At 72.4% G+C, this 15,764-nt stretch carries 13 protein-coding genes; 2 read left to right on the top strand and 11 right to left on the bottom strand.

Going from position 1 to position 15,764, the window contains the following annotated elements; all coding sequences use genetic code 11:
- Nucleotides 1–107: 107 nt before the first annotated feature.
- Nucleotides 108–1,838, top strand: coding sequence for a sodium/solute symporter (locus OG207_RS34605; RefSeq protein WP_329104118.1), 1,731 nt, complete (start codon nt 108–110; stop codon nt 1,836–1,838).
- Nucleotides 1,835–3,076, top strand: a complete 1,242-nt coding sequence (locus OG207_RS34600; RefSeq protein ID WP_329104116.1) for a sensor histidine kinase — start codon at nt 1,835–1,837, stop codon at nt 3,074–3,076. Before OG207_RS34605 ends, OG207_RS34600 begins: the two co-directional genes overlap by 4 nt.
- A 156-nt stretch (nt 3,077–3,232) precedes the next feature.
- Here OG207_RS34600 and OG207_RS34595 read toward each other — a convergent pair whose 3' ends face one another.
- The 11 genes from OG207_RS34595 to OG207_RS34545 all read right to left on the bottom strand — a co-directional run bounded on the left by OG207_RS34595 (nt 3,233) and on the right by OG207_RS34545 (nt 15,705).
- Nucleotides 3,233–4,675 (bottom strand): GuaB1 family IMP dehydrogenase-related protein, encoded by a 1,443-nt coding sequence (locus OG207_RS34595; RefSeq protein WP_329104114.1) that lies wholly within the window; start codon nt 4,673–4,675, stop codon nt 3,233–3,235.
- A gap of 145 nt (nt 4,676–4,820) precedes the next feature.
- A complete protein-coding gene (locus OG207_RS34590; protein ID WP_329104112.1) occupies nt 4,821–5,972 on the bottom strand; it encodes an XdhC family protein in 1,152 nt (383 codons plus the stop codon).
- Nucleotides 5,972–7,288 carry an IS701 family transposase gene (locus tag OG207_RS34585; RefSeq protein ID WP_329104110.1) on the bottom strand — a complete coding sequence of 439 codons (1,317 nt, stop codon included), beginning with the start codon at nt 7,286–7,288 and terminating at the stop codon, nt 5,972–5,974. Before OG207_RS34585 ends, OG207_RS34590 begins: the two co-directional genes overlap by 1 nt.
- Before the next feature lie 72 nt (nt 7,289–7,360).
- The gene (locus OG207_RS34580) at nt 7,361–8,008 is read right to left on the bottom strand and encodes a TMEM175 family protein (protein WP_329104108.1); all 648 of its coding nucleotides are present in this window, start codon (nt 8,006–8,008) and stop codon (nt 7,361–7,363) included.
- 110 nt (nt 8,009–8,118) lie between these two features.
- Nucleotides 8,119–8,460, bottom strand: coding sequence for a nuclear transport factor 2 family protein (locus OG207_RS34575; protein ID WP_329104106.1), 342 nt, complete (start codon nt 8,458–8,460; stop codon nt 8,119–8,121).
- A gap of 12 nt (nt 8,461–8,472) precedes the next feature.
- The gene (locus tag OG207_RS34570) at nt 8,473–10,011 is read right to left on the bottom strand and encodes an ATP-binding protein (protein WP_329104104.1); all 1,539 of its coding nucleotides are present in this window, start codon (nt 10,009–10,011) and stop codon (nt 8,473–8,475) included.
- Entirely contained in the window at nt 10,008–11,264 is a 1,257-nt protein-coding gene (locus tag OG207_RS34565) for an MFS transporter (RefSeq protein WP_329104102.1), read from the bottom strand. Before OG207_RS34565 ends, OG207_RS34570 begins: the two co-directional genes overlap by 4 nt.
- A gap of 61 nt (nt 11,265–11,325) precedes the next feature.
- Nucleotides 11,326–12,159: an FAD binding domain-containing protein gene (locus tag OG207_RS34560; RefSeq protein ID WP_329104101.1), complete on the bottom strand. Its 834-nt coding sequence runs from the start codon at nt 12,157–12,159 to the stop codon at nt 11,326–11,328.
- Nucleotides 12,156–14,561 carry a xanthine dehydrogenase family protein molybdopterin-binding subunit gene (locus OG207_RS34555; protein WP_329104099.1) on the bottom strand — a complete coding sequence of 802 codons (2,406 nt, stop codon included), beginning with the start codon at nt 14,559–14,561 and terminating at the stop codon, nt 12,156–12,158. The genes OG207_RS34560 and OG207_RS34555 overlap by 4 nt, the downstream gene beginning before the upstream one ends.
- A 5-nt stretch (nt 14,562–14,566) precedes the next feature.
- Nucleotides 14,567–15,088: a (2Fe-2S)-binding protein gene (locus OG207_RS34550; protein WP_329104097.1), complete on the bottom strand. Its 522-nt coding sequence runs from the start codon at nt 15,086–15,088 to the stop codon at nt 14,567–14,569.
- A 2-nt stretch (nt 15,089–15,090) separates the two neighbouring features.
- The gene (locus OG207_RS34545) at nt 15,091–15,705 is read right to left on the bottom strand and encodes an NADPH-dependent F420 reductase (protein WP_329104096.1); all 615 of its coding nucleotides are present in this window, start codon (nt 15,703–15,705) and stop codon (nt 15,091–15,093) included.
- Nucleotides 15,706–15,764 lie beyond the last annotated feature (59 nt).

Raw genomic sequence — 15,764 nt, 5'->3', positions numbered from 1 at the left:
CCGGCTGGGCGGATCCGACGGGTCCGGTGGGTCCGAATCGAGCCTGTCGCCCGGTCAGGGGGCGTGCATAGACTCCGGACACCCCTCCCCTGCCGAAGGACCGCCCGGTGAACCAGACGTACGCGCTGACCGCGGTCGCCGTCGTCGTCCTCGTCACGGTTCTGGTCGGCGCGCTGGGCCTGCGGATGTCCCGGACCACATCCGACTTCTACGTCGCCTCGCGCACGGTGGGGCCCCGCCTGAACGCGGCGGCCATCAGCGGCGAGTACCTGTCCGCCGCGTCGTTCCTCGGGGTGGCGGGGCTGGTGCTGCTCCAGGGGCCCGAGATGCTCTGGTACCCGGTGGGCTACACCGCCGGGTACGTGGTGCTGCTCGTGCTGGTGGCGGCCCCGCTGCGCCGCTCGGGCGCGTACACGCTGCCCGACTTCGCGCAGGCGCGGCTGGAGTCGCTGGTGGTGCGCCGGATCGCGGTGCTGTTCGTGCTCGGGGTCGGCTGGCTGTACCTGCTGCCGCAGTTGCAGGGGGCCGGGCTGACGCTGGGGATCCTGACCGGGGCCCCGCACTGGGTCGGTGGGCTGGTCGTCGCGTTCGTGGTGACGGTGGCGGTGGCGTGCGGCGGGATGCGCTCGGTCACCTTCGTCCAGGCCTTCCAGTACTGGCTGAAGCTCACGGCCCTGCTGGTGCCGGCCTTCTTCCTGATCGCGGCGTGGGCCGGGGACGGCGCGCCGCGGGCCACCTTCGACGCACCGGCCGTCTTCCGGGAGCACACCGCGGTGACGGTCGCGCAGGACGTGCGGCTGTCGGTGGCGCATCCGCTGACGGTGACGGTGACCGGGCAGGTCGACGGGCACGGCTACGTGTCGGCGCCGGTGACCCTGGCCGCCGGTGAGCATTCCGTACGGGCCCGCGCGCGGCTGGAGTTCGCCCCCGGCGCGCCCGTTCCGGAGACCCGGGCCGAGGCGCGGCCCGGTGTGTCCACCTGGACGGCGGCGACCTCCGGCGGGCTGCGCGCGCACCGGCTGTACGCCACGTACGGGCTGATCCTGGCGACGTTCCTCGGCACGATGGGCCTGCCGCACGTCGCGGTGCGGTTCTACACCAGCCCCGACGGGCGGACCGCGCGGCGCACCACGCTGATCGTGCTCGCGCTGGTCGGCGTCTTCTACCTGCTGCCGCCGGTCTACGGGGCGCTGGGCCGGATCTACACCCCGGAGCTCGCCCTGACCGGCGACGCGGACGCGGCGGTGCTGGTGCTGCCCGGGCGGATGCTCGGCGGGGTGCTCGGCGATCTGTTGGGGGCGCTGCTGGCCGGGGGTGCCTTCGCGGCGTTCCTGTCGACGGCCTCGGGGCTGACGATGGCGGTGGCGGGGGTGCTGCACCAGGACGTGCTGCCGGCGCGCGGGGTGCGCAGCTTCCGCGCGGCGGCGGTCGTGGCGATCGTGGTGCCGCTGGCCGGGAGCGTGGCGGCGACTCAGGTGCCGGTGGCGGACGCGGTGGGCCTGGCCTTCGCCGTGTCGGCGTCCTCGTTCTGTCCGCTGCTGGTCCTGGGCATCTGGTGGCGCGGGCTGACTCCGCCGGGTGCGGTGGCCGGGCTGGTCACGGGCGGCGGGGCGGCGCTGGGCGCGGTGCTGGCGACCCGGGCCGATCTGGCGCCGCCGGGCTGGACGCACACGCTGCTCGCGTGGCCGGCGGCGTGGTCGGTGCCGCTCGGGTTCCTGACGATGGTGGTGGTGTCGCTGGCCACCCGGTCGCGGATCCCGGCGGGGACGGCGGCCACCCTGGCCCGGCTGCACCTGCCGGAGGTCGTGGCCGGGGAGCGGGCGGGGGGTCCCCGGTGACCGGGGTGGCGCCGGCGGTTCTGGTGTTGCTGGCGGTGGCCGGTGCGGTGCTGCTGCTGGGTGCGGGCTGGGCGGCGGGCCGGTGGCACGCCCGCCGCGGGGAGCGGGCGGCCGGGATGGACCTGGGGACCCCGGTGGAGCGGGCCACCTTCCACACCCTGCACACGGCTTCGCTGGCCGCTCCCCCGCTGCGCGCCGGGCTGACCGAGGACGCCGCCCGCAAGGCGGCCCGGCGGCTGCGGTCGCTGCTGGGGACGGAGGCGCTGTGCCTCACCGACCGGGAGTCGGTGCTGGCCTGGGACGGGCCGGGCGCCGACCACCACCAGCGGCGGGCGATGGCCCGGGTGGCGGTGATGCTGGCGTCGGGGCGCAGCCAGAGCGTGCGGACCGAGTGCCAGCGGCCCGACTGTCCGCTGAAGTGGGCGGTGGTGGCCCCGCTGACCGGCGAGGACGGGGTGCTGGGTGCACTGGTGGCGTACGGCTCGCGCGAGTCGGCGGTGCTGGTGCGGGCGGCGACGGAGGTCGCGCGGTGGGTGTCGGTGCAGTTGGAACTGTCCGAGCTGGACCGGTCGCGGACCCGGCTGATGGAGGCGGAGATCAAGGCGCTGCGGGCGCAGATCTCCCCGCATTTCATCTTCAACTCCCTGGCCGCGATCGCCTCGTTCGTCCGGACGGATCCGGAGCGGGCCCGGGAGCTGTTGCTGGAGTTCGCGGACTTCACCCGGTACTCCTTCCGGCGGCACGGTGATTTCACGACGCTGGCCGACGAGTTGCGCTCGGTGCAGCAGTATCTGGCGCTGGCCGGTGCCCGGTTCGGCGACCGGCTGAAGGTGACCTTGCAGGTGGCGCCGGAGGTGCTGCCGGTGGCGCTGCCCTTCCTGTGTCTGCAGCCGCTGGTGGAGAACGCCGTGAAGCACGGGCTGGAGGACTCCACCGCGCAGTGCCGGATCACGATCACGGCGCGGGACGCGGGTGCGGAGGCGGTGATCACGGTGGAGGACAACGGGGTCGGGATGGATCCGGCGCTGCTGCGCCGGATCCTGGCCGGGGAGCACGGCGGTTCCTCGGGGATCGGGTTGCCCAATGTCGACGAGCGGATCCGGCAGGTGTACGGGGACGAGTACGGTCCGGTGATGGAGACGGGGGTCGGCGCCGGCATGAAGGTCACCCTGCGCATTCCGAAGTACCGCGTGGGCGTGCATAGTTCACCGCCCGGACAGCGGCCTCCGCCGCTCTGAGCTCCGCCGGCGTGACGCCCTGTGACCGGCGCGTCGCGGCCGGCGGGTGCCGCTGCGCGGGTCCGGGGCGGAGCCCCGGCAGCGGTGACGCGCCCGGGAACGCACGTGGCCCCGGCCGTCCGCGAAGGGACGGCCGGGGCCACGGGACGGGACGGTCTAGCTCCAGCTGGCGTGCAGCGGCTTGCCCTCGGCGTAACCGGCGGCGGACTGGATGCCGACCACGGCCTTCTCCTCGAACTCAGCGAGGGAGCCGGCACCGGCGTACGTGCACGAGGAGCGGACGCCCGCGATGATCGAGTCGATCAGGTCCTCGACGCCCGGGCGGGCCGGGTCCAGGAACATGCGCGAGGTGGAGATGCCCTCCTCGAACAGGCCCTTGCGGGCGCGGTCGTAGGCCGACTCCTCGCTCGTGCGGTTCTGCACCGCGCGGGCGGAGGCCATGCCGAAGGACTCCTTGTAGAGACGGCCCTCGGCGGACTGCTGGAGGTCGCCCGGGGACTCGTACGTACCGGCGAACCAGGAGCCGATCATCACGTTGGACGCACCGGCGGCCAGCGCCATCGCCACGTCGCGCGGGTGCCGGACGCCACCGTCGGCCCACACGTGCTTGCCGTACTTCTTCGCCTCGGCCGCGCACTCCAGCACCGCGGAGAACTGCGGGCGGCCCACGCCGGTCATCATGCGGGTGGTGCACATGGCGCCGGGGCCCACACCGACCTTGATGATGTCCGCGCCGGCTTCGATGAGGTCCTTGACGCCCTCGGCGGCGACGATGTTGCCCGCCACGATCGGGACCTGCGGGTCCAGGGCGCGGATGGCCTTGATCGCGTTGATCATCGACTCCTGGTGGCCGTGCGCCGTGTCGATGACGAGCGTGTCCACGCCCGCGTCGAGCAGCTGCTTGGCCTTGGCCACGAAGTCACCGTTGATGCCGACGGCGGCCGCGATGCGCAGCTTGCCGTTCGCGTCGGTGGCCGGGGTGTAGAGCGTCGCGCGCAGGGCGCCCTTGCGGGTGAGGATGCCGACGAGCTTGCCGTCCTTGTCGACGGCCGGGGCCAGCTTGCGGTGGCCGGCGTCGAGCTGGTTGAAGGCCTCGCGGGGGTCGATGTCGGCGTCGATGAGCAGCAGCTCCTTCGACATGACCTCGGAGAGCTGGGTGAATCGGTCGACACCGGTCAGGTCGTGCTCGGTGACGACGCCGACCGGGCGGCCCTCGTCGTCGACGACGACGCCGGCGCCGTGGGCGCGCTTGGGTAGCAGGGACAGCGCGTCGGCGACCGTCTGGGTGGGCGCCAGCGTGATCGGGGTGTCGAGCACGTGGTGGCGGGTCTTCACCCAGGAGATGACGTCGGTGACGACCTCGATCGGGATGTCCTGCGGGATGACGACGATTCCGCCGCGGCGGGCGACCGTCTCGGCCATCCGGCGGCCCGCGATGGCGGTCATGTTGGCCACGACGAGGGGAATGGTGGTGCCGGTTCCGTCGGGCGAGGACAGGTCGACACCCTGACGGGAACCGACCGCGGAGCGGCTCGGCACCATGAACACATCGTCGTACGTCAGGTCGTACGGCGGCTTCAGGTCATTGAGGAAACGCACGTGCTGAACATCCCAGTCGATCGAAGGATCCGTCTACGCCCCGGCAGGACAGCCGGGGAAACGCACGTACTTCATTCTCCCACGGCCTGGCGTTCACACCTTCCGGGCTGATCGTCCAGGACATACCGGGCCGGGTGGTCCTTTCCTACGGGACCTTGGTCCCGGCGGGCCGGGTTCGGCGGTGGACGGGGCCGCGCCGCCGGGCCAGCGGGAGCACCGATCCGCCGTGCCGGACGGCCGTGAACTCGGCGGCGATGGCCAGCGCGGTCTCCTCCGGGGTGGCGCCGCCGAGGTCGAGTCCGATGGGTGAGCGCAGGCGGGCCAGGGCGGCGTCGGTGACGCCCCGGGCCCGCAACCGTCTCTCGCGTTCGGCGTGGGTGCGCCGGGATCCCATGGCTCCCACGTAGCCCAGGGGCAGCCGCAGGGCCAGTTCCAGCAGCGGTACGTCGAATTTGGCGTCGTGGGTGAGGACGCAGACCGCGGTACGGGAGTCCAGGCGGCCCGCCGCCCATTCGGCGGCCAGGTGCCGGTGCGGCCAGTCGACGACGACCTCGTCGGCGTCGGGGAAGCGGGCCGGGGTCGCGAAGACGGGCCGGGCGTCACACACGGTGATCCGGTGGCCGAGGAAGGCGCCGATCCGGGCGAGGGCCGCGGCGAAGTCGATGGCCCCGTAGACGAGCAGCCGGGGCGGCTCGGCGGCCGATTCCACGAGGAGGGTCAGGGGCTGCCCGCAGAGCCCGCCGGCCGTGCCGAGCTCGGCGGTGCCGGTGCGCCCGGCCAGCAACAGCGCCCGTACCTGCCGGGCGGCGGCCCGGTCCAGGTCGGGGCCGCCGGCGAGCCCGCCCTCGTAGGTGCCGTCGGCGTGGACGGCGAGCGCCCGGCCCAGCTGGGGCGGCGGTCCGGAGACCACCCGGGCGAGCGCGGCCCGGGTGCCCCCGGCGGCGGCGTCGAGCACCGAGCCGAGCACGGGCCGGACCGGGTCGCGCCCGCGCACCGGGGTGACCAGGACGTCGAGGACTCCGCCGCAGGTCAGGCCGACGGCGAAGGCGTCGTCGTCGCTGTAGCCGAAGCGGTGCAGGCCGCCTTCGCCGGAGGCGATGGCGTCGAGGCACAGCTCGTGCACGGCGGATTCCACGCAGCCTCCGGAGATGGAGCCGAGCGCGGTGCCCTTGTCGTCGACGGCGAGGGAGGCGCCGGGGCCGCGGGGAGCGCTCCCACTGACGGCGACGACGGTGGCGAGTGCGAACTCCCGCTGCGCGGCGCACCACGCGCGTAGCTCGTCGGCTATGTCGAGCATCAGCGGATGTACTCGCGGCGCGGGACGGGTCCGGGCAGGTGCGGGCGCGGCGGCAGGACGGCCGGGGTCGCCGGCCGGGCCGCCGGTGGTCGGGCTGCGGGTGGTCGGGCCGTCGCGGCGGCCGACCGGGTGGGTCCGGGGTATCCGTCGGGTAGCGGTGGGCGCGCGCCGAGCAGTTTCGCGGCGTGGGCCACGCTGGCGAGGGTGGCGTGGTGGTGCCAGCCCCGGAAGGAGCGGCCCTCGAAGTCCCGGATGCCCACGGGTTCGCAGGTCTCGGCGAAGTCGAGGGAGACGCGGTCGGTGAGTTTGGCGAGCAGGAAGAGCTGGGCGAGCGGCCGGTCACCGATGTTGGTGATCCAGAACTCGGAGGGCAGCAGGGCTGCTTCGGTCCAGGCTCCGACCAGCAGCAGCGGGGTGGGCGGCACGGGTACGGGGCGGTCCTCGCCGGGGGTGGCGAAGATCGAGGCCGAGGTCAGCAGGGTGACCGCGCCCTCGGCCCGGCCGTGCCGGGTCCATTCGACGACGCGGCGCTGGGAGCGCAGGGAGTCGATGAGTTCGCGGGCGGGGGCGGTGTGCGGCCCGGGTTTGTACCGGCCGGCGCCGCCGAAGGAGACCGGCAGCGAGCCGTCGACCTTGAAGACGAAGGGGATGTCCTGGAGGGTGAAGGACTCGATGCTCTGCGTGAGGTCACCGTTGGCGACCTCCATCACCACGGGCCGGCGCTGGAGTTGCCAGCTGGCGGCCATCCGCTGGACGGCGTGTACGGCGTCTTGGGCGGGGGTGAGGGAGCGGGCCGTGTCGGGGATGCCGGCCCGGCGGCGGCGCATGAGTTCGCTGGTCCAGGGCCCGGGGAGGGTGAGGGTCCATTCGACCGGGAAGCTGGCCTCGCTGGAGGCGAGCCAGATCCCGCTCGCCTGCTGACAGTTGGCGGTGCGGCCGAGCTGGGGGACGAACTGCCGGCCGACGCCGACGGAGCGGTCCCCCGCCTTCTCTATGACCATGGGCTGGAGCACCCAGGCCAGGGGACGCTGTGCGGTGCGTTCGAGGTGCTGGGCGAGGGAGCGGCGGACCGGGGTCCAGTCCCAGGGAGACTTGCTGATGAACTGCTGGAGGCTCTGCTCGACGGAACTGGCCCCTGTTCCGGCGATGTTACGAATTGTTTTCTTACCGGTGGTCCGCACCAGGCCGTTCAGATAAACGCGGGCCCAGTTTCGCTGGTCCCGCCGGGGTAATGATTCGAAGAGCAGAGAGATCAGGACGTCGATCAATTCGGAGATTTCCGTCGTGGAATCCTCCGGCAGGACTACGCGAGCCATCTGGGCCTCCCCCGCGACCAGCTAGATCCAATACCCTACTTGACCGTGTAGAACGGCCGTAGGCCCCGGCGGCTACTTCCTGAGGTCGCTGGCAGTTTCGAGCCGCTCTTCCTCTACCACGAGGGGGATGGGGATCTGGTTCGCCGCATAGTAGATCGCGATCAGGAAGTGGGCGACAAGTGTGAGTGGTGCGGAGTAGAAGGCCAGCAGGACGGTGAGGGGGTACGCGATGGCCCCGAGGCCGAAGCGCACTCGTGTGGCGCGTGCGCCCTCCTTGTCCACCTGCTCGTGGAAGAGGTGGCCGACGCGGGTGACGTACCACCAGAAGGCCAGGAAAGCCAGGGCGTAGGCCACGGTGACGGCGCTGTAGAGGACGGCGGCCGCGTTGGCGGAGCCGCCTTCCTCCATGAGGTGCTCGGCGAGGACATTGGTGGTGTACGGAATCACCGACACCACCATCAGCACCAGGAGATTCAGGAACAACAGGGGTCGGTCCACCCTCCTGAGGTGACTGAAGATGGTGTGGTGGTTCACCCACATCACGCCGATGATGAGGAAGCTCACGACGTAGGCGGCGTAATGGGGCCACTGTTCGCGGACTCCGTGCCAGAAGTCCGAGCCGGTTTCTTCCGGAACCTTTAACTCCAGAACGAGGATCGTGATGATGATGGCGAATACACCGTCACTGAATGCCTCGATCCGCCCGGTTTCGTTTTCCATTGCCTCCCCTTTGCCACTTCACGCATATAAGCAGCCCGTGCGCGCTATGCCACACATACGGGGAGGGCGCTGCGGCGCCCTCCCCGCACACGCTACCCAGAATCCGGCCGTCAGCCGCCGAATCCCGCCGTCTGGCGCCAGATTCGGCCATCGCGGACGACGAGTGTCCCGAACGCGTGCTCCGGTTCGCCGTTCAGGTTCATGATCGCCCGGTAGAAGATGGTGTCCTCGGTCTCGATGTACTCCTGGAGTTCCACGAGCGAGGGCTTCACCGTGAGGTAGCCGGTGAACGTCTCGCGAACCTCCTCGATCCCCACCGAGGCCCCCTCGAAGCGCAGCAGCACGGCGTCGTCGGTGTAGTTCTTCATCACCGCCTCGATGTCCAGGGCGGCCAGCGCCTCCATCTGGCGGACGAACACCGGGTGCAGCTTGGAGATGTCGTACTTGGCCATGTCGACTCCGTTTCAACTGGGAGAGGTGCCCGGGACGGGTGCCGTTTCGGGTGCCGTTTCGGGTGTTTTCGCAGGTGGGGCACAGGACTGGGCGCTGCCGGCGAAGGGCAGGCGGACGACCATCCGGGTCTCACCGGGACGCGAGCGGGCGGTGATCGACCCGTGGTGGCGCTGGGTCACGATGCGGTAGCTGAGGTGCAGCCCCAGGCCCGTGCCCTTGCCCACGTCCTTGGTGGTGTAGAAGGGTTCGAAGATCCGCGGCAGGGATTCGGCCGGGATGCCGCGGCCGGTGTCGGCGATCTCGACGACCATGCAGACGCCCTCGGCGCGGGCGCGCAGGGTCAGCACCCCGGAGCCCTCCATGGCCTCGGCCGCGTTGTCGACCAGGTTGGTCCACACCTGGTTCAACTCGCTCGGATAGCCCGTCAGTTCGGGCAGACCGGGCTCGTACTCACGCACGATGGTGATGCCGGCGAGCTTGGCGCGCAGCACGACCAGTGTGTTCTCCAGTCCGTCGGTCACCGGGAAGCGCTGTTCGGGCGCCCGGTCGAGGTTGGCGTAATCCCGGGTGGCGGAGACGAGCTGGGAGATCCTGGGCCCCGCGGCCCGGAGCTCCGCCGCGAGCGAGCGGATCTCCAGCAGCGCCGCCAGGTGGTCCAGGGCGGGGGCGAGCGCCGGCTCCCCCACGCCCTCCAGCCGCTCCAACAGCCAGCCCAGCTCCAGTCCGAGGTCCGCCACCCCGGATCCGAGCAGGCCGGGCCGTTCGGTGCCCGCCTCCTCGGCCCAGTCGGCGATCTCCTCCTCGGCATCGGCCTGGGCGAACGGGTCGGTGGTCGCCGGCGGCGGCAGCTTGTCCAGTTCGTCGGCGAGCCGGTCGAGGAGCGAGCGCTCCGCCCCTGAGGCGGCCGCGCCCCAGGCCTGGGCGGTACGGGTGAGCCGCTCCAGGGCGGGGGCCAGTTCCTGGGCGGCCCGGGCCACGGCCGCCGCCGGGTTGTTCAGCTCGTGGGCGAGTCCGGCGGCCAGGGTGCCGAGCGCCTCTACGGTGGCCCGTTTGCGGGCCTGCACCTCGGAGGACTTGATGCGCCAGGCCAGTACGGGGATCAGTACGGCGGCCACCCCGTGGCAGCGGGTCAGCATCTCGAAGAAGACCGGCTTCGGGTAGGCCACCACCGTGGTCGACGGGCCGCTGGCGGCCGCGGTGGCCACGTAGGACCCGTCGGTCAGCAGGGGCAGTTCGCCGGTGAACCGGTGGGCGGCGGACGGCTTGCCGTCGTGGTCCTCGGCGGCGGCGCTCTCCTCCTCGGTGGAGTGCCGGGTGAGCACCTCCTCCCGGCCGTCGACGACCTTGGTGACGACCAGCCCGCCGGAGAGCAGGACGTGGAAGCCGGTGGCCTCTTCGCCGTCCCGGAAGAGGACGTCGCCGTCGGCCAGGACCCGGGGCTCGGACACCGAGACCAGCCAGTCCAGCTGGTCCTCGGTGATCCCGGCGAAGATCTCCAGCTCGCGCAGGGCCGACCGCAGCCCGGGGCCCTTCGTGTCCGCAGCGTTCACGCCGCGCTCCCCTCGGCCCGGGTACGGGCGGCCAGTCGTAGGGTGGCCAGCAGGGCCAGCGCACACACGCCGGCCACGGCGGCCATGAAGCCGACCGAGGTGCGGTGCAGCCCGTGGATGTTGGTGAGCATCCCGGCGAGGACCGCCGGAATGCTCATCGCGAGGTACGCGAAGACGTATACGGCGGCGGTCAGTTCGCCGCGGTGCGCCGGCTGCGCGAGCGTGCTCAGCGCGCGGAACGAACCGAGGAACGCGGCGCCCCAGCCGCTGCCGAGGACGGCCGTGGCCACGAGGAACACGGCGGCCGAGCGGATCCCCAGCGCGAGGAGCACCAGGCCGAGTCCGGCGAGGAGGCCGAACAGACCGAGCACGGCGGTGCGCAGCGCCTCGGTGCTGCCGAGCACCAGCTGGGCGGCGGTGGCGGCGCCGGCGAGCAGGGCGACCGTGGCCCCGCCGACGAGGTAGTTGGTGGACTCCAGCAGCGACAGCGCCAGGTGCGGGCCGAGGGAGAGGTAGAAGCCGCCCACCGACCAGACCGCGACGATGGTCAGGACGAGGACGGTGAAGCGACCCCGGGCGTCCGCCGGTACGCGGATCCGGTGCGGGACCACCCGGAAGCGGCCGCCGGCGCCCGGCGCGCTCTCCCGCATCCGGACCACCCCCACCAAGGTCGCGGCGAAGGCCCCGACCAGCAGCAGGTAGCTCAGTGCCGTCGGCGCGGGCGCGAACTGGACGAGAAGTCCGGCCCCGATCCCGCCGAGCCCGATGCCCACGGTGGGGCCGGCGCTGTTGACCTGGGCGCCGAGCGCGGGTCTGGAGGCGGGGCTGAGTTCCAGCAGGGCCGCGCCCATCGCCCCGGTGGCCAGGCCCACGGCGAGCCCCTGGACGGCGCGGGCGGCCAGCAGCAGTCCGAGGCCCCGGGCCCCGGCGAACAGGCCCATCGAGACCATGGCCAGGACCAGTGCGCCGCCCAGGACCGGGCGCCGGCCCAGGGTGTCGGAGAGGGAGCCGAACAGCAGCAGCCCGGCCAGCACGGTGACCGCGTACAGGGCGAAGACCACCGTGATCGTGCCGGAGGAGAGCCCCCACTCCTGCTGGTAGAGCACGTAGAGGGCGGAGGGCACGGAGGAGGAGAGCATCAGCAGCACGAGGACCGCTCCCACCACCCAGAAGCCGGAGCCTCTGGGCGCACTGGCCGCGCGGGCGGCTGGGTGCACGGTTACCCCCGTGGTCGTCTCGGATGTGTCGGCCACTGCGTCACTCAACTCCCCCGTGATGGGGCCCGTGGCGGGCCCCGTGGCGTGCCCTTCCGGGCTATCGGTCGAGGGCCTGCTCGGCCCTCTGCAAGGCTCGGGCCGTGAGGACCCCCACGAGATGACCGAGGTACTCGGCCGAGGTGCCGCGCCCGGGGACGAAGAGCTCCCTGGGTTCGGCGCGGAAGGCCGCGAGCACGGCGTCCGTGCCGTACGGGCCCCCGCGCAGCCGGTCCTCGACCCCGCGCAGCCGCAAGGGCCGGGGGGTGGCCCCGGTGACGGCGATGCGCGGCCCGCCGGGGGTGATCCGTACGGCGGTGGCGCACACCGGGTAGCGGGTGGCGCGGTCGGCGGTCTTCTCGAAGGCGGCGGCAGGTCCCGCGGCCGGTACGAGCAGCGCGGTGAGGACCGCGGCGGTGGGCGGGCTGCCGGCCGCGAGCTCTTCGGCGGCCAGGGTGGAGCGCCCGCCGGGGCCGGCCAGTTCGACCACGGCGTCGGCGGCCATGGCGGCGACCGGCAGGTCGGTGGCCCGCCCGGCGGCGGCGAGGTTGCCGCCGACGGTGCCGAGGTTGCGCACCTGGGGGTCGCCGTTGGCGCGGGCCGCGGCGGCCAGTTCCGGGGCTTCGGCGAGCACCAGCGGGTCGGCGGCGAGCTCGGCGAGCGTGGTGAGGGACCCGATCCGCAGCCGGGTGCCGTCGGGCGTGCGCGTGACGCCGCGCAGCTCCGCCAGCCGCCGGATGTCGACCAGCAGGGCGGCCCGGTCGGCTCCCGCACGTAGGTCGGGCAGCAGGCTCTGGCCTCCGGCCAGGACCCGGGCGCCACGCGTCCCGGACAACAGGGTGAGCGCCTCGTCGAGGTCGGCGGGCCGCACGTAGTCGAACTCGGTGAGGATCACTGGGCTTCCCCTCTCAGGCGGCGCCAGACCTTCTCGGGGGTGAGGGGCATGTCGATGTGCTGGACACCCAGGTCGGACAGGGCGTCGACGACGGCGTTGACGACGGCCGCGGCGGGCGGGACGGTGGCGATCTCGCCGGCCCCCTTGGCGCCGAGCGGATTGTGCGGGCTGGGCGTGACGGTCTTGTCGAGCGTGAAGAGCGGCACGTCGGCGGCGCGCGGCAGGGCGTACGTGGTCAGGTCGGAGCTGATGAGCAGGCCCTGTTCGTCGTAGACGGCGGCCTCCATCAGGGCCTGGCCCAGGCCGTGCGTGATGCTGCCCTCGATCTGACCGAGGACGATCTTGGGGTTGCCGATGTGGCCGGCGTCGTCGACGGCGGTGTAGGACACCACCTCGGTCTCGCCGGTCAGTTCGTCGATCTCGACGACCGCCACGTGCGTGCCGAAGGGGTAGTTGAAGTCCGGCGGGTCGAAGTGGGTGGTCTCGTCGAGGGCGGGTTCGATCTCCGCGGGCAGCCCCCAGCCGTACCACATGGCCGTGGCCAGCTCGGCAAAGGTCTTGGTGTTCTGCTCGTTGCCCTCTTCGTAGACGCGGCCGCCCTCGTAGACCACCTTGTCCTCGGGGACCCCGAGGAAGACGGCACCGGCACGGATCAACTTGCTCTTGATCTTGCGGGCGGTGAGGGCGACGGCGGGCGCGGCCATGCTGTAGGAGCGGGACCCGTAGGTGCCCTGCCCGTACGGGGCCTTCTGCGTGTCGCCCTCCAGGACCTGGACGGTGTCCGGGTCGATGCCGAACTCGTCGGCGGCGACCTGCGCGAAGACCGTGCCGTGGCTCTGGCCCGTGGAGGCGGAACCCACGATGACGGTGACCTCGCCGGTCGGGTGGACGCGGATGTTCGCGCTCTCCCAGCTGCCGCCGAGCATGCCCTCCTGGGACATCCGGGTGGAGGGGCCGACCCCGCAGATCGCCACGTAGGTGGCGAGGCCGACGCCGAGCCGCTTGCCGCGGGTGCGGGCCTCGGCCTTGCGGGCGGGCATGTCGGCGTAGCCCGACAGCTCGATGGCCTTGTCGAAGTTCAGCTGGTAGTTCCCGGAGTCGTAGGTCCAGCCGAGGCCGTTGTCGTACGGGAACTTCTCCTTCGGCACCAGGTTCTTGCGGCGGACGGCCGCCGGGTCCATGCCGATCTCGCCGGCGTACCGGTCGACGAGGCGCTCCATGAGGAAGGCGGCCTCGGCGCGCCCGCTGCCGCGCTGGGCGCCGAGCGAGACGGTGTTGGTGAAGGCGGCGTAGACCTCGCAGAAGGCGGCGTCGATGTCGTACATGCCGCTGATGGAGCGGCCCATCAGGGCGGTGGCGACACCGGGGCCGATCGTCGAGGGGTACGCGCCGAGGTTGGCGTAGCTGGTGCAGCGCACGGCGGTGATCCGGCCGTCGCGGGTGCCGGCGAGCGTCACGTGCTGGCGGTGGTCGCGGCCCTGGACGGTGGAGTTCATCAGCCCGGTGCGGGTGTCCACCCACTTCACGGGCCGGCCGAGCGCCTTGGACAGCAGCAGCACCAGCGCCATGTCGGGGTACAGGTAGCCCTTGGTGCCGAAGCTGCCGCCGACGGTCGGGGCGATCACCCGGAGCTTGTTGAAGGGGATGCCGAGGACCAGCGCGGAGAGCAGGAAGCGGTGGTTGTGCGGGCCCTGGGTGGAGGCGTAGAGCGTGTACTCGCCGGTGGCCGCGTTGTAGTCGCCGACGGCGCCGCGCGGCTCGATGGGGCTGTTGATGGTGCGCTGGTTGACGAGGTCGAGCTCGACGGTGACCTCGGCTTCGGCGAGGGCCGCGTCGGTCCGGTCCTTGTCGCCGCAGGTCCAGTACGCGTTCAGGTTGCCGGGGACGGTCTCGTGCAGCTGGGGCGCGCCCTCGGCGAGCGCCTCGTCGGCGCGGGTGACCACGGGCAGCGGCTCGTACTCGACGGCGATGGCGGCGAGCGCCGCGGTGGCTTGGCGCGGGGTCTCGGCGACGACCACGGCGATGGGGTCGCCCACGTGCCGGACGGTGTCGCCGGTCAGGACCGGGCGGGCGCCGGGCAGTCCGTAGGGGTGGGGCGGGAAGTGGCTCTCGACGCCGCCGGGGATCCAGATGCAGGGCAGCGGCATGACGTCGGTGAAGTCGGCGGCGGTGGCCACCTTGAGCACGCCGGGCAGCTGCTCGGCGGCCTTGGTCTCGATGGAGAGGATCTTCGCGTGCGCCACCGGGCTGCCCAGGATGGCCATGTGGGCGGTGCACGGCAGGTCGATGTCCGCCACGTACGTGGCTTCGCCGCGCAGCAGCTGCGGATCCTCACGGCTGTCCAGTGGCTGCCCGAGGACTCCGCTCCCCGTGGCCGGGGTCTCCCCCGTCACTGCGGTCATGTCCCTCACACCTCCTGTCCGGCAGTGGTGGATGCGGCGACGGCGGGCTCGCCGACACCGGAGGGCGCCTCGGCGCGGGCTGCCGCACAGGCGCGCTGCACGCCCCGTACGACGCTGTGGTAGCCGGTGCAGCGGCACAGGTTGCCGGTGAGCCACTCGCGGATCTCGGGTTCGGTGGGGGCCTCGCCGCCGGCGGTGGAGTCGACGAGTTCGCCCAGCGCCATGACCATGCCGGGGGTGCAGAAGCCGCACTGGGTGCCGTGCTCCTGGCGCAGTGCCTCCTGGAGGCCGGACAGTTCACCGCCGCGGGTGGTCTCGCCCTCGATGGTGGCCACCTCGCTGCCGGCGGCGGAGACGGTCAGGACCAGGCAGCTCTTGACGGACCGGCCGTCGAGGCGGACGACGCAGGTGCCGCACTGGCCGGTGTCACAGCCGACCTTGGTGCCGGTGAGCCCGAGGCCGTCGCGGAGCCGTTCCACGAGCAGTTCGTTCGGCCGCGCCGTGAACTGCTCGGGTCTTCCGTTCACATTCAGTGTGATATCCATGCCAGCGCCTGCGCTTCCGTGAGCGGCCGGTTGAAAAGGGGCCCGCCGGGCTGTTGGAGAATTCCTCCGGAGTGCAACGGGCCGGTGTCCACGGGTGCGAATCCCAGATCCGTGATGATTCCCGCGACGATTTCCTTCGACTTCGCGTCGTCGCCGGCGGTGAAATGTGCCAGGCGCTCTCCGGGGGCGGTGCCGGCGACGGCGAGGGTTTCGAAATGCATGGTGTTCAGGGATTTGACGACCTGGGCGTCGGGGTACCACTCGGCGACCAGGTCGCTGGAGCCGCGCCCGCCGAGGTCGGCGGGGGTGCCGGGGCCGCCGAACGCGTTCGTGGCGTCCACGAGCACCTTGTCCTGCACGGCGTACGGCGGGAGCAGCCCGCGGACGCGTTCGAAGGGCACCATCAGCACCAGGAGTTCGGCCCGGTCGGCGGCCTCGGCGGGGTGCGCCGCCGAGGCCGCCCGACCCAGCTCGGCCACGAGCGGGCCGAGGACCTGGGGGCCGCGGGCGCCCGCGAGGACGACCTGATGGCCTGCCGCCACGAGGATCCTGGCCAGGACCGAGCCGATCCGCCCGGTGCCGATGATGCCTGTCCGCATTGCCGCTCCTCGGGAAGGGGGTCTCGTTCGCCGTCTCGGTCGGGCTCGTTCGCCGTCTC

The organism is Streptomyces sp. NBC_01439, from assembly GCF_036227605.1.
Taxonomy (GTDB): Bacteria; Actinomycetota; Actinomycetes; order Streptomycetales; family Streptomycetaceae; genus Streptomyces.
The sequence above is the reverse complement of the archived record's forward strand: the minus strand, read 5'-3'. Positions and strand labels throughout refer to the sequence as shown.